The sequence below is a fragment of the Aquimarina macrocephali genome (genome assembly GCF_051627225.1).
Classification (GTDB): Bacteria; Bacteroidota; Bacteroidia; order Flavobacteriales; family Flavobacteriaceae; genus Aquimarina; species Aquimarina macrocephali.
In genome coordinates this window covers 3,945,843-3,972,257 of the sequence record NZ_CP151795.1, presented here as the reverse complement: position 1 = coordinate 3,972,257, position 26,415 = coordinate 3,945,843, and the positions used below count along the sequence as shown (strand labels likewise).

34 protein-coding genes are annotated in these 26,415 nt (G+C 30.8%); 32 read left to right on the top strand and 2 right to left on the bottom strand.

Going from position 1 to position 26,415, the window contains the following annotated elements; genetic code table 11:
- The first annotated feature begins 158 nt into the window (after nucleotides 1-158).
- From AAFU52_RS17325 to AAFU52_RS17280, 10 genes are all read left to right on the top strand, one after another.
- On the top strand, nucleotides 159-395 hold the full coding sequence (locus AAFU52_RS17325) for a hypothetical protein (RefSeq protein WP_024770970.1): 237 nt from the start codon (nucleotides 159-161) through the stop codon (nucleotides 393-395).
- Entirely contained in the window at nucleotides 388-903 is a 516-nt protein-coding gene (locus AAFU52_RS17320; protein ID WP_024770969.1) for a GNAT family N-acetyltransferase, read from the top strand. Before AAFU52_RS17325 ends, AAFU52_RS17320 begins: the two co-directional genes overlap by 8 nt.
- 959 nt (nucleotides 904-1,862) lie before the next feature.
- Nucleotides 1,863-2,447 carry a hypothetical protein gene (locus AAFU52_RS17315; RefSeq protein ID WP_024770967.1) on the top strand — a complete coding sequence of 195 codons (585 nt, stop codon included), beginning with the start codon at nucleotides 1,863-1,865 and terminating at the stop codon, nucleotides 2,445-2,447.
- A gap of 239 nt (nucleotides 2,448-2,686) precedes the next feature.
- Nucleotides 2,687-2,914 carry a DUF7660 family protein gene (locus AAFU52_RS17310; protein WP_024770966.1) on the top strand — a complete coding sequence of 76 codons (228 nt, stop codon included), beginning with the start codon at nucleotides 2,687-2,689 and terminating at the stop codon, nucleotides 2,912-2,914.
- Between the two features lie 6 nt (nucleotides 2,915-2,920).
- Nucleotides 2,921-3,334 (top strand): hypothetical protein, encoded by a 414-nt coding sequence (locus tag AAFU52_RS17305; protein WP_438422827.1) that lies wholly within the window; start codon nucleotides 2,921-2,923, stop codon nucleotides 3,332-3,334.
- 170 nt (nucleotides 3,335-3,504) lie between these two features.
- Nucleotides 3,505-4,254 carry a helix-turn-helix domain-containing protein gene (locus AAFU52_RS17300; protein WP_024770964.1) on the top strand — a complete coding sequence of 250 codons (750 nt, stop codon included), beginning with the start codon at nucleotides 3,505-3,507 and terminating at the stop codon, nucleotides 4,252-4,254.
- A 32-nt stretch (nucleotides 4,255-4,286) separates the two neighbouring features.
- Nucleotides 4,287-4,577 carry a YdhR family protein gene (locus AAFU52_RS17295; protein WP_024770963.1) on the top strand — a complete coding sequence of 97 codons (291 nt, stop codon included), beginning with the start codon at nucleotides 4,287-4,289 and terminating at the stop codon, nucleotides 4,575-4,577.
- Nucleotides 4,578-4,679: 102 nt separating this feature from the next.
- A complete protein-coding gene (locus AAFU52_RS17290; protein WP_024770962.1) occupies nucleotides 4,680-5,204 on the top strand; it encodes a DinB family protein in 525 nt (174 codons plus the stop codon).
- A gap of 345 nt (nucleotides 5,205-5,549) precedes the next feature.
- Nucleotides 5,550-6,548 carry a hypothetical protein gene (locus AAFU52_RS17285; protein WP_152538576.1) on the top strand — a complete coding sequence of 333 codons (999 nt, stop codon included), beginning with the start codon at nucleotides 5,550-5,552 and terminating at the stop codon, nucleotides 6,546-6,548.
- 168 nt (nucleotides 6,549-6,716) lie between these two features.
- Nucleotides 6,717-6,857: a DUF7660 family protein gene (locus AAFU52_RS17280; RefSeq protein WP_438426647.1), complete on the top strand. Its 141-nt coding sequence runs from the start codon at nucleotides 6,717-6,719 to the stop codon at nucleotides 6,855-6,857.
- Nucleotides 6,858-6,863: 6 nt separating this feature from the next.
- Here the strand turns inward: AAFU52_RS17280 and AAFU52_RS17275 are convergent, their stop codons facing one another.
- Complete coding sequence (locus AAFU52_RS17275; RefSeq protein WP_152538575.1) at nucleotides 6,864-7,337, bottom strand: hypothetical protein; 474 nt, start codon at nucleotides 7,335-7,337, stop codon at nucleotides 6,864-6,866.
- A 257-nt stretch (nucleotides 7,338-7,594) separates the two neighbouring features.
- Between AAFU52_RS17275 and AAFU52_RS17270 the strand changes: the two genes are divergently transcribed.
- The 22 genes from AAFU52_RS17270 to AAFU52_RS17165 all read left to right on the top strand — a co-directional run bounded on the left by AAFU52_RS17270 (nucleotide 7,595) and on the right by AAFU52_RS17165 (nucleotide 25,495).
- Nucleotides 7,595-8,032: a hypothetical protein gene (locus AAFU52_RS17270; RefSeq protein ID WP_438422826.1), complete on the top strand. Its 438-nt coding sequence runs from the start codon at nucleotides 7,595-7,597 to the stop codon at nucleotides 8,030-8,032.
- 159 nt (nucleotides 8,033-8,191) lie between these two features.
- On the top strand, nucleotides 8,192-8,773 hold the full coding sequence (locus AAFU52_RS17265; RefSeq protein ID WP_024770958.1) for a Crp/Fnr family transcriptional regulator: 582 nt from the start codon (nucleotides 8,192-8,194) through the stop codon (nucleotides 8,771-8,773).
- A gap of 177 nt (nucleotides 8,774-8,950) precedes the next feature.
- Nucleotides 8,951-10,132 (top strand): FAD-dependent monooxygenase, encoded by a 1,182-nt coding sequence (locus AAFU52_RS17260; RefSeq protein ID WP_438422825.1) that lies wholly within the window; start codon nucleotides 8,951-8,953, stop codon nucleotides 10,130-10,132.
- A gap of 41 nt (nucleotides 10,133-10,173) precedes the next feature.
- Nucleotides 10,174-10,593: a hypothetical protein gene (locus AAFU52_RS17255; RefSeq protein ID WP_438422824.1), complete on the top strand. Its 420-nt coding sequence runs from the start codon at nucleotides 10,174-10,176 to the stop codon at nucleotides 10,591-10,593.
- Between the two features lie 354 nt (nucleotides 10,594-10,947).
- Nucleotides 10,948-12,135: an enoyl-ACP reductase FabV gene (gene fabV, locus AAFU52_RS17250; protein ID WP_438422823.1), complete on the top strand. Its 1,188-nt coding sequence runs from the start codon at nucleotides 10,948-10,950 to the stop codon at nucleotides 12,133-12,135.
- Nucleotides 12,136-12,332: 197 nt separating this feature from the next.
- Nucleotides 12,333-13,415 (top strand): DUF4932 domain-containing protein, encoded by a 1,083-nt coding sequence (locus tag AAFU52_RS17245; protein WP_438422822.1) that lies wholly within the window; start codon nucleotides 12,333-12,335, stop codon nucleotides 13,413-13,415.
- 784 nt (nucleotides 13,416-14,199) lie between these two features.
- Nucleotides 14,200-14,436 (top strand): thioredoxin family protein, encoded by a 237-nt coding sequence (locus AAFU52_RS17240; protein WP_035092192.1) that lies wholly within the window; start codon nucleotides 14,200-14,202, stop codon nucleotides 14,434-14,436.
- A 14-nt stretch (nucleotides 14,437-14,450) separates the two neighbouring features.
- The gene (locus AAFU52_RS17235; RefSeq protein WP_438422821.1) at nucleotides 14,451-14,858 is read left to right on the top strand and encodes an OsmC family protein; all 408 of its coding nucleotides are present in this window, start codon (nucleotides 14,451-14,453) and stop codon (nucleotides 14,856-14,858) included.
- On the top strand, nucleotides 14,851-15,828 hold the full coding sequence (locus AAFU52_RS17230) for a permease (RefSeq protein ID WP_438422820.1): 978 nt from the start codon (nucleotides 14,851-14,853) through the stop codon (nucleotides 15,826-15,828). The genes AAFU52_RS17235 and AAFU52_RS17230 overlap by 8 nt, the downstream gene beginning before the upstream one ends.
- 192 nt (nucleotides 15,829-16,020) lie before the next feature.
- Entirely contained in the window at nucleotides 16,021-17,169 is a 1,149-nt protein-coding gene (locus AAFU52_RS17225; protein WP_438422819.1) for a helix-turn-helix domain-containing protein, read from the top strand.
- A gap of 62 nt (nucleotides 17,170-17,231) precedes the next feature.
- Entirely contained in the window at nucleotides 17,232-18,071 is an 840-nt protein-coding gene (locus AAFU52_RS17220; RefSeq protein WP_024770947.1) for a CPBP family intramembrane glutamic endopeptidase, read from the top strand.
- Between the two features lie 211 nt (nucleotides 18,072-18,282).
- Entirely contained in the window at nucleotides 18,283-19,011 is a 729-nt protein-coding gene (locus tag AAFU52_RS17215) for an acetolactate decarboxylase (protein WP_438422817.1), read from the top strand.
- A 17-nt stretch (nucleotides 19,012-19,028) separates the two neighbouring features.
- Nucleotides 19,029-19,247, top strand: coding sequence for a hypothetical protein (locus AAFU52_RS17210; protein ID WP_438422815.1), 219 nt, complete (start codon nucleotides 19,029-19,031; stop codon nucleotides 19,245-19,247).
- A complete protein-coding gene (locus AAFU52_RS17205; RefSeq protein ID WP_438422814.1) occupies nucleotides 19,226-19,759 on the top strand; it encodes a DUF5946 family protein in 534 nt (177 codons plus the stop codon). Before AAFU52_RS17210 ends, AAFU52_RS17205 begins: the two co-directional genes overlap by 22 nt.
- A 73-nt stretch (nucleotides 19,760-19,832) precedes the next feature.
- Nucleotides 19,833-20,399 carry a YdeI/OmpD-associated family protein gene (locus AAFU52_RS17200; protein ID WP_438422813.1) on the top strand — a complete coding sequence of 189 codons (567 nt, stop codon included), beginning with the start codon at nucleotides 19,833-19,835 and terminating at the stop codon, nucleotides 20,397-20,399.
- 155 nt (nucleotides 20,400-20,554) lie between these two features.
- Nucleotides 20,555-21,139 (top strand): hypothetical protein, encoded by a 585-nt coding sequence (locus AAFU52_RS17195; protein WP_438422812.1) that lies wholly within the window; start codon nucleotides 20,555-20,557, stop codon nucleotides 21,137-21,139.
- A 197-nt stretch (nucleotides 21,140-21,336) separates the two neighbouring features.
- Complete coding sequence (locus tag AAFU52_RS17190) at nucleotides 21,337-22,110, top strand: GNAT family N-acetyltransferase (protein WP_438422811.1); 774 nt, start codon at nucleotides 21,337-21,339, stop codon at nucleotides 22,108-22,110.
- Between the two features lie 113 nt (nucleotides 22,111-22,223).
- The gene (locus AAFU52_RS17185; protein WP_438422810.1) at nucleotides 22,224-23,075 is read left to right on the top strand and encodes a helix-turn-helix transcriptional regulator; all 852 of its coding nucleotides are present in this window, start codon (nucleotides 22,224-22,226) and stop codon (nucleotides 23,073-23,075) included.
- Nucleotides 23,076-23,144: 69 nt separating this feature from the next.
- Nucleotides 23,145-23,867: a metallophosphoesterase family protein gene (locus AAFU52_RS17180; protein WP_438422809.1), complete on the top strand. Its 723-nt coding sequence runs from the start codon at nucleotides 23,145-23,147 to the stop codon at nucleotides 23,865-23,867.
- Nucleotides 23,857-24,072, top strand: coding sequence for a DUF7220 family protein (locus AAFU52_RS17175; protein WP_035092188.1), 216 nt, complete (start codon nucleotides 23,857-23,859; stop codon nucleotides 24,070-24,072). Before AAFU52_RS17180 ends, AAFU52_RS17175 begins: the two co-directional genes overlap by 11 nt.
- Nucleotides 24,073-24,236: 164 nt before the next feature.
- The gene (locus AAFU52_RS17170) at nucleotides 24,237-25,028 is read left to right on the top strand and encodes an alpha/beta fold hydrolase (protein WP_438422808.1); all 792 of its coding nucleotides are present in this window, start codon (nucleotides 24,237-24,239) and stop codon (nucleotides 25,026-25,028) included.
- A gap of 56 nt (nucleotides 25,029-25,084) precedes the next feature.
- Nucleotides 25,085-25,495: a hypothetical protein gene (locus AAFU52_RS17165; RefSeq protein ID WP_024770939.1), complete on the top strand. Its 411-nt coding sequence runs from the start codon at nucleotides 25,085-25,087 to the stop codon at nucleotides 25,493-25,495.
- 53 nt (nucleotides 25,496-25,548) lie between these two features.
- On the opposite strand, the gene AAFU52_RS17160 is transcribed toward AAFU52_RS17165, so the two are convergent.
- Entirely contained in the window at nucleotides 25,549-26,253 is a 705-nt protein-coding gene (locus AAFU52_RS17160; protein ID WP_438422807.1) for a DUF4386 domain-containing protein, read from the bottom strand.
- Between the last annotated feature and the right edge of the window lie 162 nt (nucleotides 26,254-26,415).

Sequence of the window (26,415 nt, the reverse complement as noted above, 5' to 3'; positions counted from 1 at the left end):
GTAATTTTATCATTGTTTATTCGATAGTATCGAATTCAAAAATACAATTATTAATTCGATTATAAACCAAAAACAAGATAATGCATTCTATATTTGTATCTCACTATTTAAACAGGATAGTTTCCAATATAAATTAATCAAACAGAAAAAGATAAAATATGAGTCCATTTTTAATTGATAGTATTGGATATATAGCTCTAGTTATCAATTTATATTCTATGTCCACCAAAGGCGAATATAAACTACGTTTAATATCACTAATCGCAAATACAGGTTACATTTTATATGGTGCATTAATTAGCGCTACACCAATAATTGTAGGCTGCACAATTGCTGTGTTGCTTCATGGTTATCATATAAGAAGATTACGAATAAATAAGAATAGTAATGATTAAAATAAAAATAGCTACGAAAGCAGATACAGAGGTTTTAGCACTTCTAGGTCGACTAACATGGGTTGAATCTCATGGTCATTATATCGAAGATAAAAGCGATGTATTAAAATATCTTAACGAGAATTTTTCAGTTTTTAAAACGAAACAGAATATAAACAACCCCAAGCAACTTTTCTATATTATTTATGCAGATGATTTACCTGTTGGTTATGCGAAATTAGTAGTAAATGCGTCAAACGAAAATATTACATCACAAAACAGTTGTCAATTAGAACGAATTTTCATCCTAAATGATTTTATACCTTTAAAAATTGGACAACAGCTACTAACTTTTGTTGAAGAGCAAGCCAAAAAATTACAATTAGATACCATGTGGCTCACCGTTTACATAAAAAACAATAGAGCCATTAGATTCTATGAAAGAAATGAATTTAAAAACGTTGGAGAATTAAATTTTATAGTCAATGGAAAAGGCTACGAAAATATAGTTTTCTCAAAAAAAATATAAGTATACAAGACTATTGAAAATCCAGGAATAGAAGAAAAAACTACTACCAACAATCTATAAGAAAACATAAGGGTTTTGGGTTTAATCGAAAGGTCTGTGTTTATTTGCAAAGTCGCCTGCTACCGCTAGTGGTAAGACAGAGTAAGTGACTACTACAGTAAACGAATTCTACAAAAAAACCATCCAGAAACATAACTCGAAGCGTTACCGAGACACTTGCAAGGATCAACAAGGTACTTCTTTGTAGTAAAATCATAGCTCGAAGTACCCTATAAGGTAGTTCGAAGAGGTACCGAAGTGCTTCGAAGCGTTAAAAAGGTAGTTCGAGCTATCTTTTTTTGGATCCCTACCTATCGATGTATCGCAAAAAACCCTTAAAGTATCACTTTTACTCCATAATTTATCCCTTCTAAGGATGAGTTTATGACTTCGAAACGTTAATGTATCAGCTCGATGTATTAAACAATCAGCTCGAATTACCTTTTGATACATTCGATCCCATACTGACATGTGACTACCCCTTAAAGACACCCTTCGAGGCGTTACCGAAGTCCTTCGAAGGCTCCCTTTATGGCATCGAACCCCAAAAAGGATCACTTTTACCCCTCCTGCCAAGCCCTCTAGGCCATATCATATCGGCTCGACCCCTCTCTGTATCCCTTCGAAGGGTGATGATGACCCTTCGAAGCATTAAAATATCAGCTCGAACTACCTTTTGGTGGGTTCGACCCAATATCGATAAGGGGGTACCCCCTTGTTGAGAATAAAAAGTAAAGACATAAAAGATTTACTATTATAGCTACTCATATAAAAGATATATAGTTACCATGGTAACTATATATAATTGCTGTAGCTCATTATGCAAACAGTTCAACATAAAAATTCGACGGTTCGGAATTAAAATGATTCTAAGTTGAAAAAAAGTTAGAATTTGTAACGGTCAAATAAAAAAACAACTAATGAAACCAAAAAACCTTTGCTTACTAGGATTGATTCTTTTCGTTACAAGCTATGTAATGTTTTCTCAAGGCCAGGAATTTGCATATGCTCAAAAACCAATTGACTTTGCTCATTGGTTTAATTTGATAGCAGCGGTATTACTTATTTCATTTAATTATGTGTTCCCAAAAAATAATCTAAATTCTATAGCATCCTTTGTAACAATATTGGGTGTCATTGCCCATATTGGACTTTGCACTATTGACTTAATTATGTGGAGTTTTGGTAGCGATAATGTTAGTAGAGCAGAACTAAGTAATCACTTAAACAATATCCCTTCAATTGTGTATCCTTTTGTAATTGTTGGGCCTTCTATGCTTTTTATTGGTTTATCACTTCACGCTTGGAATTTCATCAGAAAGCATACAATAAGTGCTTTGATGGTAATAATTGGAGCACCTGCAATCGGAATCGCATATTTTATGTTGCATAATGGAATTTTAACTTTAGCTAGTTGCATAATATTTTCATCCGGACTAGCTATACTTCTATACAGAAACGAAATACAAAACATAAAAAATAACGAGCTACGACAAGATATATGAAATCAGAGCAAAGTTTAGTGCTAGACAGAAAGATCATTTCCTTTTTGTTATGGTGCTAAATTTTTATACATTGAATAAGAAATAAAAATGCGCAGATAAATCAATTGGTTCAAGTATACTTGCCTTGATACATTTCATACCCCTCCTCCCGCTAGCGTCTCGCTAGTGGCAAGACAAAAAAGTTAAGGACATAAAAGATTTACTATTTTAGCTACTCATATAAAAGAAATGTAATCCTAATGACAAGAATTGAATTTATAAAATTTCTTGAAGAGTTTAAAACCGATTTTGACAATAATCAATCTGAATGGGAAAATAGTAATCTTTCCGATTTTTTAGAAAGTATGATTTCGTATACAAATGACATTCAGGGCTTTTATGATAATATGGAAATGAATATTGACGCAAACATACCAACCTGGGAAAACTTTATGCATATTTTAAAAGGTGCGTCGGTTTATGAATGATAATTAATGGAAACAAACTTTAAAATTGAAGAAAACTATGCAGTCCGATTAAATGGAATTCATATTGATTTGCATAACAATTTTGAATTTAAAGAAATAGTAGAGTTAGATAACATTGTTCGAATTGAATTTATCAAATCGAATGGGAATTGGATTCATAGAAACGAGTTTAATAAACTCACTTTTATTCATGAAAATGTTAATTTCAAAAATTTAATTGATGGAGATAATTCGAAATTTCCAGAAGACGAAAACACATTAAGCGGAATTACATTCTTTTCTAAATCAATGCGTGAAATAAATGACGGATTTATGGAGCATTCTAAACCAAATGAGAATGACGATATTATTTATCTTTTTGAAAACGGAAAAATGTTTCGACTAAACTGTGAACGGATTAAACTAATTACAGAAAAATAAAAAACCGTAATACAATTTATATAATACATGTGCATCCAAGATGCGAACTCACTATACACAAGGCCGTTAGAGATCATTAAGATAAAGAATTGACAGCTCAAATAAACTGGCAAACGACTAAATAGATGAATGTAAACAAGGAACAAAAAAATATTAAATAGGAGTTTTAGATGATTTACTTTCAACAACAAGCTCATCAAGACCTTAGGGATTATGTAAGGTGCTACTGGAAGCTTGAAAACAAGAATAAAGATTTTCAATATTACACAATATTACCCGATGGCTTTTTCGATTTATTGATTTGCTTTCATAATGACAATCTGGATGGGGTATTTTTGACTGGTTTATGGGATCATAAAACCAATGTAGTTATCTCACCAGAAACTACAATATACGGAGTACAGTTCAGGTTGCTTGCAATCGAAAATATAATTCAAGAAAGTATCACCTTATTACTTAATAATATAAAGGGATTACAAAAATCATATTTGGGACTTGATGGGTTTAACAAAAATATTGACTCTTGTTTCTTCGAATACTTGAACAGATGCTTGTTATCATATATAGAAGAACAAGACCCTATTGATCCTAGAAAATGTATTCTTTTAAAATCGATCAATCAAACAAAAGGAAATAAGACAGTTGAATATTATTCTCAAAAAGCTAATTGGTCAAAAAGACAAATAAACCGATATTTCCAATCTACTTTTGGACTTTCCTTAAAAAGGTATTGTAGTATTCGAAAATGTGCAGCCACATTTAGTCAGATAAGAAAAGGACAGTTATTTCCTGAAGAGGGTTATTTTGATCAACCTCATTTCATAAAAGAAATAAAGAAAATAGCAGGGTTTACGCCAAAAGTATTGCTTAAAAATGAAAACGACCGATTTTTACAATTTTCAATCATAAAAAATAAATAGATTGCGACTTTAAAAATCAAAATTTAATTCTTATGATATTGCAAATTATTAAGTTGAAATCAGATTTACCAGAAGAAGAATTATTAAAAAGAGCAAAAGAAAGAGAATCTAATTTTAAAGCTATCCCTGGACTTCTACAAAAATACTATATAAAAACAAACAAAGAAGGAGAATATGGAGGGGTATATATCTGGGATTCTGTACAATCTCAACAAAGTTACCAAGAATCTGATTTAGCCAAAAGTATACCATCAGCCTACGCTATTAATGAAGCTCCGGATATTGAAATCATGGATATTATTTTTCAATTGAGAAACATGTAGGTGGTCATACCGATCTATTTTACGTGTAGAAGAGTAGAAGCAACTATAAATCGATACTCTTTTTAGGTTTAAAGGTCATAAATCAAACCCAAATTTCAAACTATGACAAAAACAGAAGTAATCGATACCCTAAAGCAAAAACACCAAACACTATATGAATGGCTCAAAAATCATCCAGATCAAAATTGGATAAAAGGTCCTCAAGGTAAGTGGAATACTGGTGAGCACATCGTTCATTTGATTCAAAGTGAAAAAGCCCTAAACAGAGCATTACTACTACCGAAGTTTTACTTAAAATATAAGTTTGGAACTAATAATAGGGACAATCGTACATATCATCAGGTCGTCAAAAAATATCAAGACAAACTAGCTGATAATCCCGGTGTAGTTGCTAATATCTCTAGAGATATGCCAATAATTACTCTCACTAATAAAATTTCTTATATCTCCAAATTGGAAAAGGAAAAAATGAAACTGATTAAGAAGTTTCAAAAATGGCCTGAGTCTGATTTAGATACTTATCTACTTCCCCATCCTCTTATGGGAAGAATGACTATCAGAGAAATAGTAATTTGGACAGCTTATCATACTGAGCATCATTACAAGATTTTGAAATCAAACTATTGAATCTTTAGAGAAGTAAAAAAAGTATTCTGGATAAGGGCTTATAAGGCATTCAAGTAATTTCAAAAATAGTGAATACAAGGAGTATTGTATACTTTGTCATTTACGTTTAGACCTGAATAAAAAACGACCACTAACCATACACAGATCGTCGGCAATAATCTATAATAGGATTTCTATATTCAAGCCCTCAAAAGATAAGAAACAAATAATCTTCTAAGAACGTGGACTCTATCTAATTCATCAAAAAAGATTCATAAGGATTGTGTAACATAAGTAAATTTTTAAACTCTTATATTCAGAATCAATCAATCAATCAATCAATCAATCAATCAATCAATCAATCAAATGAAAAACTTAAGCATTTACTTCATTGCTTTTAGTTCAATTTTATTAATGAATTGTAACTCAAGCTCAAAAAAAGAAACTAATTCAGAACGTATAGAAGTAATAAAGAACTCTTCGATCAATACGATTGCAGACAACCGAATTATAAAGGTTAAATTAGGTATTAATTCCAATCAAATATCTAATGAATGGAGAAATGCATTAGCAAGCAGAAAGAATGCTCCTATACTTGATTCTCTATCAAATGTGATTAAACAAATAACAAAAGAAGAACAAGATTGGATCAACTTAATTGAATCTAAAACCAATAAATGGAACACTTTTAGAGACTCACTAAAAGTACCTTTTCAGAATATCAAAGTTAATGATACCATTTCTATCCTTTTAGGATATCAAGGTGGAGATGATGCTTTTACATATAATAATAAAACTATTTGTCTCGATGTAAATGCATTAAATAGAGCATACGGATCTGCAAAAAAATCAGTTAATGACAATCGAATTGATCGTATATTTGCACACGAATTCACTCATTTGCTTCATAAACAATGGGCAGAGAAAAACAACTTAAAACTCGATACATTTAAAGATCAGATTTTGTGGGAATGCGTGACAGAAGGTTTTGGGATGTATCGTTCGATGTCACCAAAATGGTTTCCTATAGGAGATTCTTTATCCTTGACATCAAAAAACACTTTCAAAAAATTATATCCAATATTTACCGAAAAAATTATAAAAGTATCTACACAATCAAACCTTACACCCGAGGAAGAAAACGATTTGCATGCAAACTTATCGAGAGGTTCTATGAAAAAAAAATGGGGTGCTTTGCCAGTTGCAGTATGGCTCGCGTTAGAAGCTAAAGGGAATGATGAGAATCTTATAAAATGGGTAAACAAAGGACCGGATGCCATAATTCAATTAGCTGAAAAACATTTAACAAACGAAAGTAAGATAGCATTTAATGAATTCTTGAAAAGTAATAAAAGTTCTGAATAAAACTATTGCCAACCCCATCTATAATTAATTGCTTGGATAAGTGTTACATATGAAAGAAGAGCTTGTCTAAAAAGTATATTTTAGAACTAACTGTCACATCGAACGGAGTCGAAATGTATTGATAATCAAAGGTAATTATCTCTCGACTCCGCTCGAAATGAGAGAAGAATTGATTTTTTAGAAAGCATGATGTCGTACACAGAAGATATTCAAGGTTTTTATGATAATATGAAAATGAATATTGACGCAAACATACCAACTTGGGAAAACTTTATGCATATTTTAAAAGGTGCGTCGGTTTATGAATGATAATTCCTAGCCTTCAGTATGACCAATACGAATACTTCTTACTTTCTTTCGTTCTGCATCTCTAAACAATCTTCTTTCCCTTCTCTTTTGCTTTCGTGCTTGTATTTTATCTGGAGAGCCTCGCACAAGATATATCATATAACCAATACTATTTCCTATACCAATTCCTATATAATGCGGGATGGCAAAAAAACCTTCAAATATTCGCCCAAAGGTAGTACCATGTTTTGCAGTGCACGCCCTGCCAATATAAGACATACGCCACCAGTGGCGTGTTGATTTCCCTTCACTCCCATCCTTATACACTTCTGTTGCGGTGATATAAACACATTGCATGTGATGCCAAGGGGTGCATTTATTTACATTTTGAGCGCCTCTCTCGAAAAGTTGTACAGAAAGACTGTCGTTTGTTTTTAGTACAGTATCCTGCGCTCCACTTTGCATGCAAACCAATAGCATAATGACAAACAATACCCTCATAACACTAAGGTACGGAATTCGAATTAAAGATGCTTTCTAGTCCATAATGTAAGCAGGAAACAAGAAGCCTGGAATAGCACTATATATGATATCATAGCAGCTAAGTGATAACTCAATGGTTCTTGTATATTTGCTATAATGTATAGACTTTGAGAAAAAGTTATAGAATCAATACAGAGTTGTCGATAGCTTGGTAACATTTTGCTTTGCTATAACACCAACATATAACCTTTCCATATATTGAAAAATAAATAATTATGCTTAAAAAAGTTGATAAAGTTCTAGCCGCATTAGGAAATATTAAAGCTATGGAACGATTACACGTTGACACGTTCACCGAAAATATGATTAGTGATATTGACGGAGATAAAATAGCTGAATCTAGAGAAGGTCAACTTTATATCACTATTGAAGAATTAAATGGGTATCTCTTTTTAGAAACCGTTATTCTAAGTGGGATCAATATCAAAACTTTTAAAGGAGGAACTCTAACCTTTTTTGGAGTTGAAGAAGATTTTGTACTCAAATCTGACACTAAAGAGATTGAATCTGATTACTCAAATGTATCCAATAGATTTATAACAAAAATAACTTTTGATATAAATCAAAAAGAGATTGAACGAATAGAAAATAGAGATTATAAAGGAGTTAGATTCGATTTTAAGAAAAAATCTTTAACATTAAATATGGTGTAATGTAGTATTTGATAGCATCAAATATGAAATCAAAGTAGTTCAGAACTAAATATTTCTGAGTTGAATGGAAATTGGATGAAGTATAAAATTGAAATGAAAGATAGTAATCTAAAACTATAGGTAATAAACTAAAAATTCTCGTACTCAAATACTACAGTAATGAATAAGGAAGAAATCATAGACATGATCGGTGAAAAGTATTCTCCTTTGACTTCAGAATGTAAATTAGAATTCTCAAATCATTCTAAAATATTGAAATTAAAAAAAGGAGATGCAATAGTAAAAGAAGGGCAATATTCTGATAAGGCCTTCTTTATTGTAAGCGGTTGTGTCAGGGCTTATTATCTAAATGACGGGAAAGATATTACAGATTGGTTTGCTTTTGAAAAAGATTTTATTTGTGCTATCAATAGCTTTTTTCAGAACATTCCAAGCCCACATTATATAGAAGCGTTAGAGGAAACTTTACTATTAGAGGTTTCTAGAGATAACACCTTGAAATTATCTGATAAGTATCATGATTTTGAAAGATTAAGTAAAACAGTTGCGACTAAAACAATGCTAAAACTTCAGGCACGAATTGTAGCTATACAGTTTCAATCTGCCGAACAAAAATACCAAAGTATTTTATCTGCTTATCCAAATATTACCCAAAGGATACCATTAACACATATTGCTTCCTTTCTGGGAATAACTCTTGAAACATTGAGTAGAATACGAAAACTTAATAGTCGAATTTGATATATATCAAATGAAAACTAATAATTTGAATAGACCTTTGTAAAAAATCGAAGGTGAAACAAATTTCTTACATATCTGGTTTGCAATACCCTCTTTTATTACACTCCATTTATACAGCCTTCTTTATAACCTTTTTGGAGTAAAAGAATACAGAGGATTTACTATGAATACAAAATAATGACAAATAATATATCAATAATTGGAGGAGGAATAGGAGGATTAGTAACGGCATTATCCTTTGACAAATTAAATATTCCCTATAAATTATACGAAAGAGCAGCGTATTTAAAAGAAGTGGGAGCTGGAATATGGTTATCACCAAATGCGCTACAAGTATTAGAATGGATTAATCCTGCATTATTAAAAGAAATTCAAGATTCTGGAAATAGTTTTAATCGAATTTTAGTGGCCAATCATAAATTAAAACCAATATCTGATTCTAATCAAGAGTTTGTTCAAAAGACATTTGGATATACCACAATGGCAATTCATAGAGGAAAACTACAGCAAATTTTATACAAATACGTAGCACAAGAAAGTATAGAACTAAATAAAACCTTCAAAGAATATTTCCAAAATAGTGACAAGTCACTAAAAGTCAATTTTACAGATGGGACTTCAATTCAAACAAAATCTATTATTGGTGCAGACGGCATTAATTCTAGTGTAAGAAAACAATTATTTCCAAATAGTAAAATAAGATATTCGGGGCAAACCTGCTGGAGAGGAATCTCAGATTACGACTTAAATAGCGAATTAAAATCAGTTGGTTTTACCTTGTGGGGACAAAAATTTCAATTCGGAATATCTAAAATATCAGATGGAAAAGTATATTGGTTTGCTGTAAAATTGAGTGAACCTAATTTACAGGATGATAAAGAAAATCTAAAGAACGTATTAACTACTATGTTTTCTGGATTCGATCCACTTGTTAATGAAGTGATTGAAAACACACCAATTGACAAAATAATTAGAGGCGACCTTTCAGATTTAGAATTGTTAAAAAAATGGAGCATACAAAACATTTGTCTTATTGGAGATGCAGCACACAGTATGACTCCTGATTTAGGTCAAGGTGGCGCTCAAGCAATCGAAGATGCTTTTTATGTATCTCACTTCATCAAAAAATCTAAAAGTATAGAAACTGCTTACGAGGATTTTTATAACTATAGAAAATCGAAAGTCGAAAAATTAGTTAAACAATCTAGGATTACATCAAAAATTGCAATAACGAATAGATTTATTGAAATCATTAGAAATTTTACTCTAAAATATACCCCAGAAAAGTATATGCAAAAACAGATGGCCGAATTGTATAAACTAGATAAAACGATTATCAACAACATGTATAGTTCATAGTTTGGTTAGCGCCTACTCAGAAAAATTAAAAGACAGAAAGTATGTTAAAGCTTGGAGGGTATTTAAATATAGGAATAGCAATTGCTCACCTAATTGGTATATTTTGGCTCGAAAAGGTTTTTAGAACTTTTGGAATTGAGGGAAAAATGGCAGAATTGTCACTAATTCATTTTTCCATTCCGTATTTAACAACTCTTTTGGTGGCAACGGTATTTTTTATGTTTGGATTATACGGACTTTCGGCTGGTGGTACATTTAAGAAATTACCATTTTTGAAAATTGGAATATTTCTAATCGCAGGAATTTATCTATTGCGAGGGATTACAGAATTGGTGTATTCTGTGTTGAATGGCTTTTTTCCAACTATGGGAATTTTGGCAACACTAATAGGACTTCTATATTTTTTGGGTGGATTGAAAAAATGGAAGATGAAAAAGAAAAACAAACAAATAACAGTTTGAAATAAACTCAGTAACAAATAGTGTATTTGAAATACTAATTATAAAAACAATAAATATGAATAGTATCACTAAAAAAAATCACTAATTCTATTATCAATGGGTTTGTTCCTAATTGCATTCACACAAATATTTTCGCACTATGTAGAATTACCTGATCTAGCCAAAGGCTCATTTACAGGTATTGGAATAGGAATACTACTAATCGCATTAACGCTTGTAAAATTTAAATCTGCACACTCTAATTAAAAGGTTTATCGAGAAAAAGTTTACTACTTTAGTACCCATATAAAAGAAATATAGATACCGTGGTAACCATATAGAATGGTTGGTAGTAATTAAAAAAGATAATAATAAATGATAATAGAACCTAAAACTCGTGGATTTATCTGCATAACATCTCACCCAAAGGGTTGTGAGAAAAGTGTATTAAATCAAATTGACTATATAAAATCAAAAGGAAAAATTGAAAGTCCAAAAAATGTATTAGTAATTGGAGCATCAACAGGATTTGGTTTAGCTTCTAGAATAACGAGTGCTTTTGGTTCTAATTCATCCACCATAGGTGTGTTTTTTGAGAAACCACCTTTAGAAGGAAAAACAGCATCCTCGGGATGGTATAACACTGCTGCTTTTGAAACGGAAGCACATAAAGAGGGCATTTATGCCAAAAGTATAAATGGTGATGCTTTTTCAAATGAAATAAAACAAAAGACCTTAGAATTAATTAAGAAAGATTTAGGGCAAATTGACTTAGTTGTTTATAGTCTTGCCTCTCCTGTAAGAACCCACCCAGTTAGTGGAATTCGACATAAATCAACATTAAAGCCAATAGGAAATGCATACACCAACAAGACTGTAGATTTTCACACAGGAGAAGTAAAAAATATAAGTATCGATGCGTGTACTGAAGAAGATATTAAAAACACTGTTGCCGTAATGGGTGGCGAAGATTGGGAAATGTGGATAGATGAATTGAAAAAAAAGGATCTCCTTTCTTCTAATTTTAAGACTGTCGCCTACTCATACATAGGACCAAAACTTACTGAGGCTGTATACCGAAAAGGAACAATTGGAAAAGCAAAAGACCATTTAGAAAAAACCGCCTTTACAATTACCGATTCACTGAAAGATATTAATGGAAAAGCATACATTTCGGTTAATAAAGCGCTTGTAACTCAATCAAGTTCGGCAATTCCGGTTATTCCGTTATACATCTCTTTATTATACAAAGTAATGAAAGAAAACGGAGTTCAAGAAGGTTGTATCGAACAGATGCATAGGCTATATACCGAAAGATTATTTCTTGATCAAGTACCCACAGATTCAGAAGGAAGAATACGAATTGATGATTGGGAAATGCGTCCCGATATTCAGGAAAAAGTTTCACAATTATGGGAAAAAGCATCTACAGAAACACTTTCATCTATTGGAGATTTGAAAGGTTATAAAACTGAATTTTTTAACCTCTTTGGTTTTAATTACGATGAAGTTGATTACAAGATTGAAACTAACGAAATAGTGAATATTCCAGGATTGCAATAAAAGCTACTACCAACACTATATCAAAATAACAAAAGGTAACTGCCATACTCAAAGTTGGTAAGTAATAACAAAGTATGCAAAACTACAAAGTAAGTGTGTTTTAATCCCATACTATTCTTATACTAACGGTTAGCATATATTACACCAAAACTGCAACATTTTCAAAAAAGAACAATCTTTTAGATCAAAATAAACTAATGAAAAAAACACCATTCCTAATTAATGTATTTCTTTTAATTATAGTATTTGCTTGTAAAGAAAAAACAGCAGTTAGAAATTTAGAGCCCGAAAGCGAGAATAAAAACAAGGTCATTTTTAAAATAGATGAACGAACAGAATTTTTTCGTACGATTTTCAATATCGCAACTCAAGATGTTTTAAGCGAAGATATAAAACCTTGTAATACACAATATCTAAAACGAGTTAACAAGCACTTCCTTCCATATAAAAATCATCCATTAATTAAATGGATTTACGATGATGAAAACATCGGAATTGATTTTTCGACTATAGGTTTAATGTACAAAGGCTTAGAAAAATTTGAATTAGGTATTAATTATGAAAAGGAATTAGAGCACTTGGGGTTAAATAAAAAAACGTTGGATTCTGTAAAACCATTAATGATTGATTTTTATAAAAAATCAGAGTTTAACAAATTTTTCAAAAACAATAAAGAGTACTACAGTCAAACTATTTCGAAAATTGAGAAGCAGGTTTTGGATGAAAAACTCTTCGATAAAATTATGTCCTTTTATCAAGATAACCAGAAAGGATTGGAATTAATTGTGTTCGTAGAATTAACTAATAATGCCAACAATAAAGCAGTTGATTTTTATGATAATTATAACTTAAAAAAAAGAGCGATAATTCTGGCAAATATTTGTGATATGCCCAATGAGACTACTAAAGCAAATGATATTTTAGAATTAAACAATGATATAAGAGGAACATTGTACCATGAAACTTCTCATCTATTTACAACAAAATTATTAGATCAATACATTGGTGATTTAAATCAATACAGAACTATTTGCGAAGATTGTAAACAAATAGAAATTATAGACAAAGTCGACCATATGGTTGTTAGACCTTTGCAAGCTCTTATGATGGAAAGATTTGACAAAAACAATCAGGGAAACGATTTTTTTCTAAATAAATGTACAGATGTAAGAAAGCAAGTGTATCACAGATTGACAGAATATCAACCTGAAGATAAAATACCCTTTGAGAAAACTTATATTGACTGTATAAATTTAATTAAAGCATCAGCATCTAAATAATAACTTATGTTAACAACATAAAAAAATAATTCCCAGAACAAACCGAATAGAAAATCCTCACGGATTTTCTATTCGGTTTGTATTTGCTAAATTAGACACTTAAAACACGTAACTAATCCTATATGACCACGTTACTTTATATTTTGCCAATCAATATAATTTGAACCAGTGTTAGAAAAAGTATTTCAAAAATCTCCACTCAAAAAGAGTTTTATTATTGCCACGCTTATCATTTGGAATATATTGTTCATACCCATAATTCTTGGACTTTTTAAAAATAATATTGATATAGAATTTAGGCCTAATTTTTACCCTCCTCTAATTTTTGCTTTCATAGTATCAACCCTCATTCTCTTGTCAAAAAAGATTCAAAATACAATATTGAAAAAAGGCAAAACCTTTCGTGATATAAAAAAATTTACAATCTTGATTTTTTCAATTTCAACTCTTTTTCTAATTCTACAGATAATTACATAAATAAAAACGTTTGATCAAACTCTCAAAATAAAAGAGTTCCTTCTTCCCTTTACAAAAAACATTAACAAATGTGATAAAAGTCACATTTCTCCCCAAACACTTATCGTAAATTCACGATAAGAAATATGAAAAGAAGTTTAGAACCTATAGGATACAGGAAGGGTGCTAAAAAGCTTTACCAAAATTCACTAAGGTGTTAGGGCTATTCTAAAGCATTTTGAAAATCAACCCTGTTGTTTTACAGGTTTCTTGGTTGATGTTTTTTAATAATCATATCGGTTATTAAGGATAAACAAATATTAATATTATGAGTAAAATAATTAAAATTTTAGGAACAGGGTGTTCAAAATGTCAATCAATGACGGCTGTTGTTAAAGATGTAGTTTCTGAAAACAACATTGATGCAATTATTGAAAAAGTTGAAGATATAATGGAAATTATGAAGTATAACGTAATGACCACACCTGCTTTGGTAATAGATGACGTGATTACAATAAAAGGCAGAGTGCCTTCAAAAGATGAAATACTAGCACTTTTATACTAATTGCAAGACATACAATGAATTATCATATCAAGGCTTCGTCCATTTCAAATCAAGATGCTATTATTCATATAAAGCAATCAAATATAGATTTTGGTACAACTGCAAAGACTGCTGAAACATTACCAAATCCTGCTGAATTATTTTTGAGCTCTTTTGCTTCCTGTATGCTAAAGAATGTTGAACGTTTTTCGGGTATGATGAAATTTACCTATACAAAATCCACTTTAGAAGTTAATGCGATACGTCTTGAAAATCCGCCAAGAATGGATCATATCAATTACATATTAACAATTTATAGCAAGGATAAAAAGCTTAATACAGCATTACTTAAAAAAAATATTGAAAAATTTGGAACTATCTACAATACTATAAAACTGTCTTGTTCTATTACTGGTGCTATTAACATGATTGAAAATGTTTGATTGGGTACAAAATATAGCAGATTGGTTGGTCTATGATATCTTGAATTTAAACAAAGGCCAACATTTAGCAGAAGCCCTAAATTTCTTTATTTATGACACCACCAAAATTTTAATACTTCTTTTTATTGTTATCTTTTTTATGGGAATCGTAAATAGTTACTTTCCTATAGACAAGGTTAAAAATTATCTTTCGAGAAATAAATTTTATGGATTAGAATACCTTATGGCAAGTCTTTTTGGTGTGGTAACACCCTTTTGTTCTTGTTCATCAGTTCCTCTTTTTATTGGTTTTGTAAGAGGCGGCATTCCTTTGGGTGTAACCTTTTCTTTTTTGATTACTTCCCCTTTAGTCAATGAAGTCGCAATAGGACTTTTTGTTGGCTTGTTTGGTTTAAAAACAACAATCATCTATGTAGTTAGTGGTGTGTTATTGGGCACAATATCTGGTATCATACTTCAAAATCTAAAATTGGATTGCTATCTAACACCTTGGGTAAAAGAAGTTTTAAAAAATGCCCAAAGAGAGCAAGATATATTTCAGACAGAAAAACAAACTTTTAAACAACGTTTACCAATTATTTGGGCAGAAGTCGTGAAAATCCTTAAAGGTATCATTCCATATGTATTGATAGGAATCGCTATAGGTGGATTAATGCACGGTTATATTCCAGAAGGGTTTTTTGAGAAATATATGGACAAAGACAATCTTTTTGCTGTTCCTATTGCTACGATTTTGGCTGTGCCCATGTACTCGAATGCATCAGGTATACTTCCTGTAGTTCAAGTATTGGTGGCAAAAGGGATCCCGTTAGGTACTGCAATCGCCTTTATGATGGGTGTAGTAGGTCTTTCTTTACCAGAAGCAATGCTTTTAAAAAAAGTAATGACTTTGAAACTCATTGCCATCTTTTTTGGTGTTGTAATACTTTGTATCATCATTTCAGGGTATTTATTTAACATCCTATTATAAATCAAAAAATATCACAATAAAAAGGGTAAAAGATTTATTATTTTAGCTACTTATATACAAGATATATAGTTACTATGGTAACTATATATAATTGTTGTAAAACATTAAGAAAAAATACTCTATCTTAAGAAAAAGAGAAGTTTTTTGATAAAAAAAACTAAAATAGCTTTATGATGCAATAAAAAAATATTTTTGAAAGACCTCACTACATTTTTGACCTACTCTGGTATTAGCACCATCCTATTTCTAATTCTACTCCTAAGTAAGACTTGGAAAAAACGAAAAGCTAATAAAATTCTAGCTGGTATTCTTTTGGGTTATTTACTCTTGTTTCTTACCTATGCTTCTTCGTATTTGAACTGGGATTTTCTGCCTACTATAGTATCACCACTAGGAATTATTACATCCTTTGTATTAGGACCATTCATTTTCCAGTATATCAAAATTATCTATACCTCTAAGATTCATTTCAAAATTTTTATAAGGAGCCTACTTCCTTTTGGGATTGCTTTTGTTATTTATAGTATTCCTCAATACATCTTGGGCCCCACTTTCGACAACAAAACAACCATCTTTCAAATTGTTTCTCTCTTAATCCCCTTTCTAGGTATATTGCACTTGGCTTACTATCTTTTTCTAAGTTACAAACTATTGAAACGTTTTAGAAAGCTGGTAAAAAACAACTATTCTAATATAAATACATTGGATTTAAAATGGCTCTCTATATGGATTCGAGGCCTTATCCTATTCCTAATTATAGATATGACTAGCGGGCTTTTACTTCTTGCCTACCCTATTTCTGGGCTAGTATATATAAATCTCTTCTATCTAGTATTGCTTATTTGGTATATTGGTTATTATGGGGTGAATCAAGTACAAGTCTTCTTGATTCAAGAAGATCCTATAGCATCTGTTAAAAAGGAAACCTCTCAAGAAAAAATAATCAAACCCATACCTTTTTTCAATTGTGAATCAGCAGAGTTTATAGCACTTAAAACTCAGTTAGAAATAATATTTATAGAACAAGAACTTTTTAAAAAACAAGATCTTTCTTTAAGAGAAACTGCAGCCATCCTAGATATTTCAGATAAGAAATTGTCTCACTTGCTTAACATTTGTTTAGCCTCTAATTTTTACGAATACGTCAACACCTATCGTGTGAACTATTTTAGAAAAAAAATAGAAGAAGGAACTGCTGATAAATTAACCTTACTTGCCGTTGCTTTTGATTCGGGATTCAATTCCAAAGCTACTTTTAATCGTGTTTTCAAACAACAAGTTGGCATAACACCTATAAAATTCAAAAAACAATCTGATAAAGAGTCTCAAAGTTTCCAATGAGTCGATTGAAACATTGTTTATCTGGTTATTTGCCTAGCATTTAATCATATAAATAATATGTCATGAACACAACTAATAGTAAACAAACTCATGTATCAAATCCGATTCATCCAGCTCAGAAGGCAAAAAAGTATATTCTTTTAGTTCTGGGTATTTCTTGGGGATTTGGATTCACGACCATATCACTTTTTGATTTCTCAGACCCAATTGCGAATTCAATTATAATGGTGGTATATTCTTTTATCCCTGCGATCTTAGCTTTCATTCTAAACAAAAAAGAAGGAGGCAATTGGAAAGATTTGAAATTTTTTAAACCTAGCTACAAAAATGCTTTTTGGGCTTTTCTGGTTCCTATTCTCTATTTTGGAATCATTATTAGTACGCAAATACTTTTAGATGTAAGAACAGTCCCAGATTTGTCTAAATTAGGATCTCCACTAATGGGAGCCCTTCTATTGCTATTAGGTTATCCTATCTTAGTACTTCTTATTCTGGGAGAAGAAATTGGCTGGAGAGGATATCTACAAGAAAAAATAATGTATAGTTTTGGAGCTTTTAAAGGAATATTTCTTCTTGGATTGGTTTGGGGTATTTGGCACATGCCTATTGCTCTGCAAGGGTATAATTTTCCTGAACATCCATATATTGAAGCTTTTATCACCTATCCTTTGGTTGGAATAGCACTTTCTTTAATTATTGCCTATCTCGGTTTTAATCGATACTCTATTTTTATAGGCGCATTGTTACACGCTAGTAACAACCACTTTGGTGGTACACTCCTAGCTATTACAAAGGCGAACGATGAGCTTATTCATGCTATGATTTTCAATGTTTTTTATGTAGTAATTATACTAATTTTCGGGTGTTTATGGTGGAAAAAAACGACTTACAACAAGGTATAAAAAACATAGGACGATTTAAGACTTAACTGGAAGTCATGTTTCTTTTACTGAGTCGCCAAATATAAAATTTGAGGGTTATCAGAAAAAAGATAAAAGTAAAATATTTATATTTGACTTAGTGCCAATCCGGAAATGAAGTTAATATCACCTGCCCTACGTTTCTTATACTAAACATTGACGGTAATTTGAAATAAGGACAAACAAGAAATAAATGATAATAAGAAATATAGTAATCATGCTATTTGCATCTGGAATGTTGTTAAGTTGCAATTTGGCTACAAAAGAAACGACTTCCGATGACACCTATTCTGACATGATAATTGTTGGAGCAATGAAAAATGTGATGCGGAAAGGAGAATTGAGTAGCAGTATTGACCTTGACACCATTTCGGATAAAAAAGGACTTTATGGACTTGGACCTGAAAGTTATCTCACAGGTGAACTCCTGATTAATAACGGAAAAAGTTATGTTTCTAAAGTAGCTTCCGATTCTACTATGGTAGTTGAAAAAAGGTTTAATGTTTCAGCACCTTTCTTTGTTTATGCAAATATAAACGAATGGAAAGAAATTGAACTACCTTCAAATATTACGACAACACAAGACCTGGAGAAATTCATTAACGAGAGAACAACTGATAACAAACGACCATTTGCTTTTAAGCTGATTGGAAATGTTTATAAGGCAATCATTCACGTTCAAAATCTGCCAGAAGGTACAAAAGTTTCTTCACCAGATGAAGCTCACCAAGGGCAGACAAATTATGAACTAAAAAACGAAGAGACCGAAATTGTTGGATTTTTCTCGACCAAACATAAGGGCATTTTTACACATCACGATTCATATTTACATATGCACTTAATTACCAAAGATGAGAGTAAAATGGGCCATTTAGACGAATTAGAAATTGAAAATATGAAATTGTATCTGCCAAAAAAATAAAAAACTACAAACTTAGGATGGCAGAATATGATATTAAAAAGGTATTTACGAATGCCATAAAACAAATTAAAGAGTTTTCTAAGAATCATCAGGGAGAACATTTTTATGCTTTTGCTATAGATGCCGGAATGTTATATCTGACTAGTGAAGAAGGCTTTAATAGAATTATTGAAACTCGATCTAAACCAAACATTAGCAACAAGCAAAAAAGACAATGCAAGATTATATTGATTTAGCAGAAAAGAATGGAGTTATACTCTTAAACAATGGAAAATGTCAGTTTTGTGGAGCTAATACAAAAAGAGGAGTTCATGAATGTTTAGAAATTTTTAATCTTGGATTTCAAAATATTGATTTTTCAAACATTGAAAATCATTCCTACAGATTTCTAATTGTTGACGCACACACATTACAACACCCAGAAATTCATGGCAGATGGAATAATCATTTTCATCTTTCGAGGTTGCATTTGGTCTTTAACTACAACGTTAAATGGACTTATGATTTATCACCTAAGTTGAGTGATTATTTGAATACATACAAAGTTCATAAGCAAGATGAATATTTAAATCCTCCAAAAATTCTTGAAAGAGGAAACATAACTATAACCGATATTGTAGAAAATTCGGCCAATGAAACAGAATGCAAAAGCATAATAAAAAATTGGGCCTTGGAGGTTTACAATAGTTGGAATACTCATCATAGCATAGTAGACCATATTGCAAAAGGGTTTTTGAATCAGAAATAATGAAAAGCAATAACTGCTAGTATTGTATAAAACAACAGGATATCCAGTTGTTTACGATGTAAACATTAAGAAAATGAATACTATATCAACTAAATATTTCATTGACAGGAAAGAATGGAGAAAATGGCTAGAAACTAATTTTGAGGCCAAAGATGATATTTGGTTAGAATATCCTCTTAAAAAGACAGGAAAAAAAAGAATCCTATATAATGATGCTGTTGAAGAGGCTCTTTGTTTTGGTTGGATAGATAGTACTGTCAAATCATTAAATGAAGAAATCACTATTCAAAGGTTTAGCAAAAGGAGGAAAAATTCTACGTTTTCTCAACCAAATAAAGAACGTTTGAAATGGCTTTTTGAAAACAACATGATTCATAAGTCAATTAAGAATGATGTCTATAAAATAATTCAACAGGAGTTTATTTTTTCAGAAGATATAATTAAACGAATTCAAGTAGATAAAGAAGTTTGGAGTAATTATCAAAGGTTTTCAGAATCATATAAACGAATTAGAATTGCATACATTGACAGTTCAAGAAAAAGACCAGAGGAATTTGAAAAGCGAATTTCGAACTTTATTAATAAAACAAGAGATAATAAGCTAATAAAAGGGTTTGGCGGAATTAATAAATATTATTAAAATAAAAAAACAATTGCTAACAATATATATACCCAACAGAATCACAAGGCACCTCTTAAAAAGTTAAAAAATTCACTATTTTAGCTACCCATATAAAAGAAATATGAGTATCGCGGCAACTATATACAATTGTTGGCCACAAGTACAAAATAAAATTGAAAGTCAAACAAACATATCTTAAAGGAAAATCCGTATTCATAGTTTCTTTACTTGTAATCGGAACTACAATATTGACAGTATATTTGACGGGTATAAATTACAATCGAAATTTAACTTCTAATCTTTATTTATCATTAGGGATTATTGCTTCTATTCTTTTTTTATTTATGACTTATGGTCTATATAAAGGTATTGGACTAATTGATAACTTCCCTAAGTTTAAGAATTTTAAAAGTGGTGATTATATCGCAGATTCTGGAACAGTTCCTGATTTCGATTTACCTGATATTGATGTTGGAGATGAAATTGGAGGCTTGATTTTATCAATACTCTTGTGGATTGGAATGACTATTTTATTTGTTTTCTTGTTAATCGTTTTAGAAGCTATTTTCTGGTTTTCAATTTTCATAATACTAGTAATGTTATACTGGGTCTTTTTTAGAGCTTTAAAATTCGTTTTTAGCAAATCAATAAATACCAAAGAAAATATTGGAATCTCAGTTGTTTATGCTCTGACTTATACTACTCTATATACTGGATGGATATTTGGAATTGTATACTTAACCCAAATAATAAAATAAAAAGCCAGTCCCTAACCTTATATATAAAACCTGAGTAACCTTGTATTGGATTTAAAGGTTATTTTCTTTTACTATAGCGCAAAATTTTATAAGTTTAATAAGAAATAAAAATAGACTTAGAATGGTCAATTGGTTTAGATATATTACTGTCAATCATATATATATTTAACACTAGGCTTTATTAAGAAAAAAACAAAATGGAACAGTTAATCGATTTAAATACAGAAAACATATCAGCAGAACACATATGCTGTGCAATATCTGATAAGAAATGTTCTGATAGCTATCAAGCGAAAAAAGATTGGTTGACTAAAGAATTCAATAACGGATATGTATTTAGGCGAATTAATGAAAGAGCAAAAGTATTTATAGAATATGGCCCTGCCGAAAATGCATGGATTCCAATTAAAGCACCTAATTACCTGAATATTAATTGTTTTTGGGTATCTGGAAAATACAAGAAGAATGGATATGGAAAAGAGCTTCTAAAAACAGCAATTGAAGATGCTAAGAGTCAAGAAAAAAATGGTTTAGTAACGGTTGTAGGAACTAAGAAGTTTCATTTTATGAGTGATACAAAATGGTTTCTAAAACAAGGATTTGATGAGGTTGAAAGAATTTCAAGTGGATTTAGTCTTTTAGTAAAAAAAATAAATCCAAAAGCAGAATTACCAAAATTTAATGAATCTGTGAAAAGCGGAGAATGTTCTGAAAAAAATGGAATCGTAGTTTATTATTCTAACCGTTGCCCTTTTGCAGAATTTCACGCAAAAAACTCTCTAGTTGAAACTGCTAAAAACAGAAAACTTCCATTAAAAATAATTAAATTAGAAACCATGGAACAGGCTCAATCTGCTCCAAGTCCAGCAACTATTTTTAGTCTTTTTTATAACGGAAAATTTATGACAACAGACATTAGTGTATGTATGGACACGAGGTATGATAAAGTAATGAACAAAATATTAGAGTAAAAAACGAAAGCCTAATAAAGGGTGTAGTTCTTAAGGATTTTGGCGATTACCCTTAAATTTAAAGCTTTAAACCAAATCCGTCAAACCTTTTGATTTATAATTGATTTTATTTTATGGTAAAACTTGAAGAAATAACAACTACTCCAACATTTTCGAATCAATTAGAAAATAAGATATTATACGCTAAGCATCATGATGATATTTCTATATCCTATACATCTACTTATTCGTTAAAGTATGTTATAGAAGGAACTAAACACTATAATTTTAACAATCAAGATATTAAGATTACTAAAAATCAATATCTAATTATAAATAATAATAGTTGTATCACTACCAAAGCAAAAAAAGGAACAAAAGGATTATCTTTTTTCTTATCACCCAAACTAATCGATGAAATATATAAATATCATACTAGTGACACATCACAACTTGAATTTCTTGAAGTAACTCAAAAAAAATCAAGGAATGAGGTGGGGTTTTTACTAGATAAAATCACCCATCTTTATGAGTGTAATCAACACGATTTTAATCGACAAATAGATAATTTATTCATTCGTATCTCTGAAGCAATTGTTCAAGAGCAGACTAATATTGACACTAAGTTTTCGGCATTAAAAATAGTTAAACACAATACAAAAAAAGAACTGTTTAAATTAATTTCGGTGACTAAAGAATATTTAAATGATAATAGTAGTGAAGATATCTCACTTGATATTATTAGTAGAGATATTGGTATCAGTAAATATTATTTACATCGGTTATTTACCGAAATTAACGGAAATACACCACTAGCATATTTAACTTCTATTCGTTTAGTAAAAGCAAAGAACAGATTACGGTATTCTAAAGATTCTGTTTTACAAATTGCCATCGAATGTGGTTTTGATAATACATCTTACTTTTCTAATGTATTTAAGAAACACACAGGTTTCTCTCCTTCACAGTATAGAAAACATTTATAAAATCAGCAAGATTTTATAAACTCATCATACCGCGCATATCTATTTTTGTTCTTATTAAAACAAAAGCTTATGTATGAAAAAATAGCTCATATAACAGATTTACATCTGGATGAAGAATACCCATTAAAAAATGGTGTACTAGCAAGAAAACGATTCGACAATATTATAAAAGATATAGAAGATAAGAAGATCACTCGGGTTGTCTGTACTGGAGATATTGGAGAAAACAAAGGGATCTCATATTTCTTTGAACAACTTAAAACTAAAGCCTTGTCAATTACCCTAGGTAACCATGATATGTTTTCTGAAATTTCGAAACATTATAGTAAAGGTGCAGATTATGATTCAGAAAAATTATACAGCAGCACTATAAAAGAGTATTATAAATTCATATACTTAGATTCTTCAGAAGGAGTAATGGATAAGAAACAACTGCTTTGGCTTCAAAAAGAACTTATTTCAGCTAAACCAATTATCATTTTCGTGCATCATCCCATTATTGGTCTAAACCTGAAAGTTGATGAAATTGGAAAACTAAAAAACCGAGAGGATATAATCCCCCTTTTAGAAGATAGCCTCAATGAGATTACTATTTTTTGTGGCCATTATCATATAGAGAGTACTTTAAATCACAAAAACATTACTCAACATATTACTCCCGCAGTTTCTTATCAAATTGAGAAAAACCTAAATACCATAGAAATAAACACTTCTGTCTTTGGGTACAGAATTATTGAAATAGATCAAAACAATATATTTTCAAAAACTCAGCTATTAAGGGATGCAGACTAAAAAACAATCATTTATCGAAAGTTTAGCGAATGTAACTGTTGGTTTTTTTATCACTATGATTTCATTGCATATCATATTTCCAATATTGGGAATAGAAAACAATTCAGGTAAAAATATAATCCTAACCATTTACTTAACTGTTTTAAGTATTTTAAGGAATTATGTCTTGAGAAGATATTTTAATCGAAAACAAACGCGCAATTAGATCTAACCAATTCTTACATCCTCAAAGCACAGCAGAAACCATAACATATAGATACGCAAAGAAATTATATAGGTTTAAATTATAAATTTATAAATATGTTTTACAAATTCACACTATCAAATTACAAAGCCATATATTTATGGCATTAGAATACCCCAATCGCAATGAAAAAACACATCATTTTTATACTCTTTATTTTAATATCAACATCTATTTTTTCACAAGTACCAAAGAAATCAGAATCTGTAGCCGTAAACGGAAAAAATATATATTACGAAGTTTATGGTAAAGGCAAACCTTTGTTTCTTTTACACGGCTATACCCTTTCTTCAAAATCATGGCTACCCTATGTTAAAGATTTTGAGAAAGAATATGAAGTATACCTAATTGATTTAACCGGGCATGGAAAATCGGATGCTTTTAAAGAAGATTTATCCATAAAATCGGTTGCCGAAGATCTTAATTCCTTAGTGCAGTATTTGAAACTGAGTAAAATTAAGGCAATTGGATTTAGTTTTGGAGGTGATATTCTTTATCAGCTTGCTTTAACAAACCCACCATTAATAGAATCAATGATAACAATCGGAGCAGTAGGAACCTGGACGGTCAATGATTTTCCCGAGTATCAGAAAGCTTTTACATTCGAAAACAGAGCCAATTTCCCATGGTTATTAACCAGTCATGGTACAGATGATAAGATAAAAGCCTTAATGAATCAATTTAAGAACTACACGGTCAAGATAACTAATGAAGAATTACAAACCATAAAACCTGAGGTATTAATTATGATTGGCGATGATGATGAAGGTATGGATTTAGAAGAAGTAGCACGTGTTAAGAAAAACCTACCTAAATCTGATCTTTGGATATTGCCAAACGTCGCACATGGTGCTCATGAAGGTGAGACCAAGGGTGAGTTTATAACAAAATCAAAAATCTTTTTATCCAAAAAGTAAAGCTATTATTTAACTCGAATTATTAATGTTACCAAATTTAGATACTACATAAAACTATGGTTTTTCAACAGATTATCAATAAAATGGTAGTACAGCCTAAACGACTTTTTTTAATCGATGGTTTAGGAGCACTACTTTCTGCTTTTTTATTAGGAGTTGTTTTAGTGAGGCTCGAAAGCATTTTTGGAATCCCTGCAAAAGCACTTTACATCCTTGCATTTTTTCCTTGTATTTTTGCGCTTTATGACTTTTATTGCTATCTAAGAGTTAAGAAAAACCAGAAGTATTTCTTAACTGCTATTGCTTTGATGAATCTTATATATTGCTTTATCTCAATAGGAGTAGCGTTTCAACATCATCAAAAAATAACTGCTTTTGGTTGGACATATATTATATTAGAAATCACTATTATAATTATATTGATACGTATTGAATTAAAAACAGCATCTAAACTAGCTTCCAAGTAGTATTCTCAATTTGATTGTAAGAATCGAAAACTCTTTTAGTATCTATATGTTGATCATACAACAGCTTCTGTTTCTACCTTCTTATTTCGTAATCCCATAATCAATAACCATAGACATAGTGACATCTCTCCCAGATCGGCAGGTGTAGTAATGTTCTGTAATAGTACTGATTGGGTATCCGGGAAAAGGAAATATCTGATCACATCGATCTGATCACCAATACATCCAAGCATCAACAACACTCCAATAATCTTTGGAGCAAGACTCGATTTAAAGATCATATACCCAAGTGGTAACAGATACAATCCATAAAATACCTGTGAAATAACATAACCATTGGTGTGCAGTTTTAGAAAGAATGTAACCAAACCATTTATCTGATCAGTAGTAAATCCAGCCATATAATCAGCTCCACTAGTTAACAACAATGGTGCTATCATTGCAAGCATTGTAACACATAATATCGCAACAGAGATCATAACCGACAACACCATAAGTTTAGATAGGTTTTTATTAACGTGTTTAAACACTCTTTCCAAGACTAATGGGTAGAAGAAAAAAGCAAGGATCATCACCAAATCACTAACAATTCCTAAACGGTATAACCAACCATTATTAGCAATATTAGCTGCAGTTGCAACGGGATCATCGGTCACAAAAATCTTCTGGCGAACAAAAAATTCTGCAAACACGCCAGCTCCAATGATGATAAGAAATACTACTCCTGCAATTCTTCCTATTTTTTGATTTGAATTCATTTTGATTCGTTTTTTGATGTATTAGTGTCGACGATCCATTACAGATTTTGTTACAATAGCATCTCGCAATATACCGTGATATAGCGTTTCGATAGGCTCAGAGCAGACTTATCGAAGTACTTTTTTTTATGCTACACTTCAAAAAAAGTACTTGATATAATG

What these genes read in the sequence shown, in the direction of transcription:
- AAFU52_RS17290 (WP_024770962.1), top strand. Translation starts at nt 4,680, where the DNA reads ATGACAAAAACAGAAGTAATCGATACCCTAAAGCAAAAACACCAAACA.
- AAFU52_RS17270 (WP_438422826.1), top strand. Translation starts at nt 7,595, where the DNA reads ATGCTTAAAAAAGTTGATAAAGTTCTAGCCGCATTAGGAAATATTAAA.
- AAFU52_RS17240 (WP_035092192.1), top strand. Translation starts at nt 14,200, where the DNA reads ATGAGTAAAATAATTAAAATTTTAGGAACAGGGTGTTCAAAATGTCAA.
- AAFU52_RS17310 (WP_024770966.1), top strand. Translation starts at nt 2,687, where the DNA reads ATGACAAGAATTGAATTTATAAAATTTCTTGAAGAGTTTAAAACCGAT.
- AAFU52_RS17160 (WP_438422807.1), bottom strand. Translation starts at nt 26,253, where the DNA reads ATGAATTCAAATCAAAAAATAGGAAGAATTGCAGGAGTAGTATTTCTT.
- AAFU52_RS17315 (WP_024770967.1), top strand. Translation starts at nt 1,863, where the DNA reads ATGAAACCAAAAAACCTTTGCTTACTAGGATTGATTCTTTTCGTTACA.
- AAFU52_RS17185 (WP_438422810.1), top strand. Translation starts at nt 22,224, where the DNA reads ATGGTAAAACTTGAAGAAATAACAACTACTCCAACATTTTCGAATCAA.
- AAFU52_RS17235 (WP_438422821.1), top strand. Translation starts at nt 14,451, where the DNA reads ATGAATTATCATATCAAGGCTTCGTCCATTTCAAATCAAGATGCTATT.
- AAFU52_RS17165 (WP_024770939.1), top strand. Translation starts at nt 25,085, where the DNA reads ATGGTTTTTCAACAGATTATCAATAAAATGGTAGTACAGCCTAAACGA.
- AAFU52_RS17320 (WP_024770969.1), top strand. Translation starts at nt 388, where the DNA reads ATGATTAAAATAAAAATAGCTACGAAAGCAGATACAGAGGTTTTAGCA.
- AAFU52_RS17200 (WP_438422813.1), top strand. Translation starts at nt 19,833, where the DNA reads ATGAATACTATATCAACTAAATATTTCATTGACAGGAAAGAATGGAGA.
- AAFU52_RS17210 (WP_438422815.1), top strand. Translation starts at nt 19,029, where the DNA reads ATGGCAGAATATGATATTAAAAAGGTATTTACGAATGCCATAAAACAA.
- AAFU52_RS17305 (WP_438422827.1), top strand. Translation starts at nt 2,921, where the DNA reads ATGGAAACAAACTTTAAAATTGAAGAAAACTATGCAGTCCGATTAAAT.
- AAFU52_RS17255 (WP_438422824.1), top strand. Translation starts at nt 10,174, where the DNA reads ATGTTAAAGCTTGGAGGGTATTTAAATATAGGAATAGCAATTGCTCAC.
- AAFU52_RS17180 (WP_438422809.1), top strand. Translation starts at nt 23,145, where the DNA reads ATGTATGAAAAAATAGCTCATATAACAGATTTACATCTGGATGAAGAA.
- AAFU52_RS17205 (WP_438422814.1), top strand. Translation starts at nt 19,226, where the DNA reads ATGCAAGATTATATTGATTTAGCAGAAAAGAATGGAGTTATACTCTTA.
- AAFU52_RS17190 (WP_438422811.1), top strand. Translation starts at nt 21,337, where the DNA reads ATGGAACAGTTAATCGATTTAAATACAGAAAACATATCAGCAGAACAC.
- AAFU52_RS17275 (WP_152538575.1), bottom strand. Translation starts at nt 7,337, where the DNA reads ATGAGGGTATTGTTTGTCATTATGCTATTGGTTTGCATGCAAAGTGGA.
- AAFU52_RS17215 (WP_438422817.1), top strand. Translation starts at nt 18,283, where the DNA reads ATGATAATAAGAAATATAGTAATCATGCTATTTGCATCTGGAATGTTG.
- AAFU52_RS17325 (WP_024770970.1), top strand. Translation starts at nt 159, where the DNA reads ATGAGTCCATTTTTAATTGATAGTATTGGATATATAGCTCTAGTTATC.
- AAFU52_RS17220 (WP_024770947.1), top strand. Translation starts at nt 17,232, where the DNA reads ATGAACACAACTAATAGTAAACAAACTCATGTATCAAATCCGATTCAT.
- AAFU52_RS17175 (WP_035092188.1), top strand. Translation starts at nt 23,857, where the DNA reads ATGCAGACTAAAAAACAATCATTTATCGAAAGTTTAGCGAATGTAACT.
- AAFU52_RS17285 (WP_152538576.1), top strand. Translation starts at nt 5,550, where the DNA reads ATGAAAAACTTAAGCATTTACTTCATTGCTTTTAGTTCAATTTTATTA.
- AAFU52_RS17300 (WP_024770964.1), top strand. Translation starts at nt 3,505, where the DNA reads ATGATTTACTTTCAACAACAAGCTCATCAAGACCTTAGGGATTATGTA.
- AAFU52_RS17245 (WP_438422822.1), top strand. Translation starts at nt 12,333, where the DNA reads ATGAAAAAAACACCATTCCTAATTAATGTATTTCTTTTAATTATAGTA.
- AAFU52_RS17295 (WP_024770963.1), top strand. Translation starts at nt 4,287, where the DNA reads ATGATATTGCAAATTATTAAGTTGAAATCAGATTTACCAGAAGAAGAA.
- AAFU52_RS17170 (WP_438422808.1), top strand. Translation starts at nt 24,237, where the DNA reads ATGAAAAAACACATCATTTTTATACTCTTTATTTTAATATCAACATCT.
- AAFU52_RS17230 (WP_438422820.1), top strand. Translation starts at nt 14,851, where the DNA reads ATGTTTGATTGGGTACAAAATATAGCAGATTGGTTGGTCTATGATATC.
- AAFU52_RS17260 (WP_438422825.1), top strand. Translation starts at nt 8,951, where the DNA reads ATGACAAATAATATATCAATAATTGGAGGAGGAATAGGAGGATTAGTA.
- fabV (WP_438422823.1), top strand. Translation starts at nt 10,948, where the DNA reads ATGATAATAGAACCTAAAACTCGTGGATTTATCTGCATAACATCTCAC.
- AAFU52_RS17265 (WP_024770958.1), top strand. Translation starts at nt 8,192, where the DNA reads ATGAATAAGGAAGAAATCATAGACATGATCGGTGAAAAGTATTCTCCT.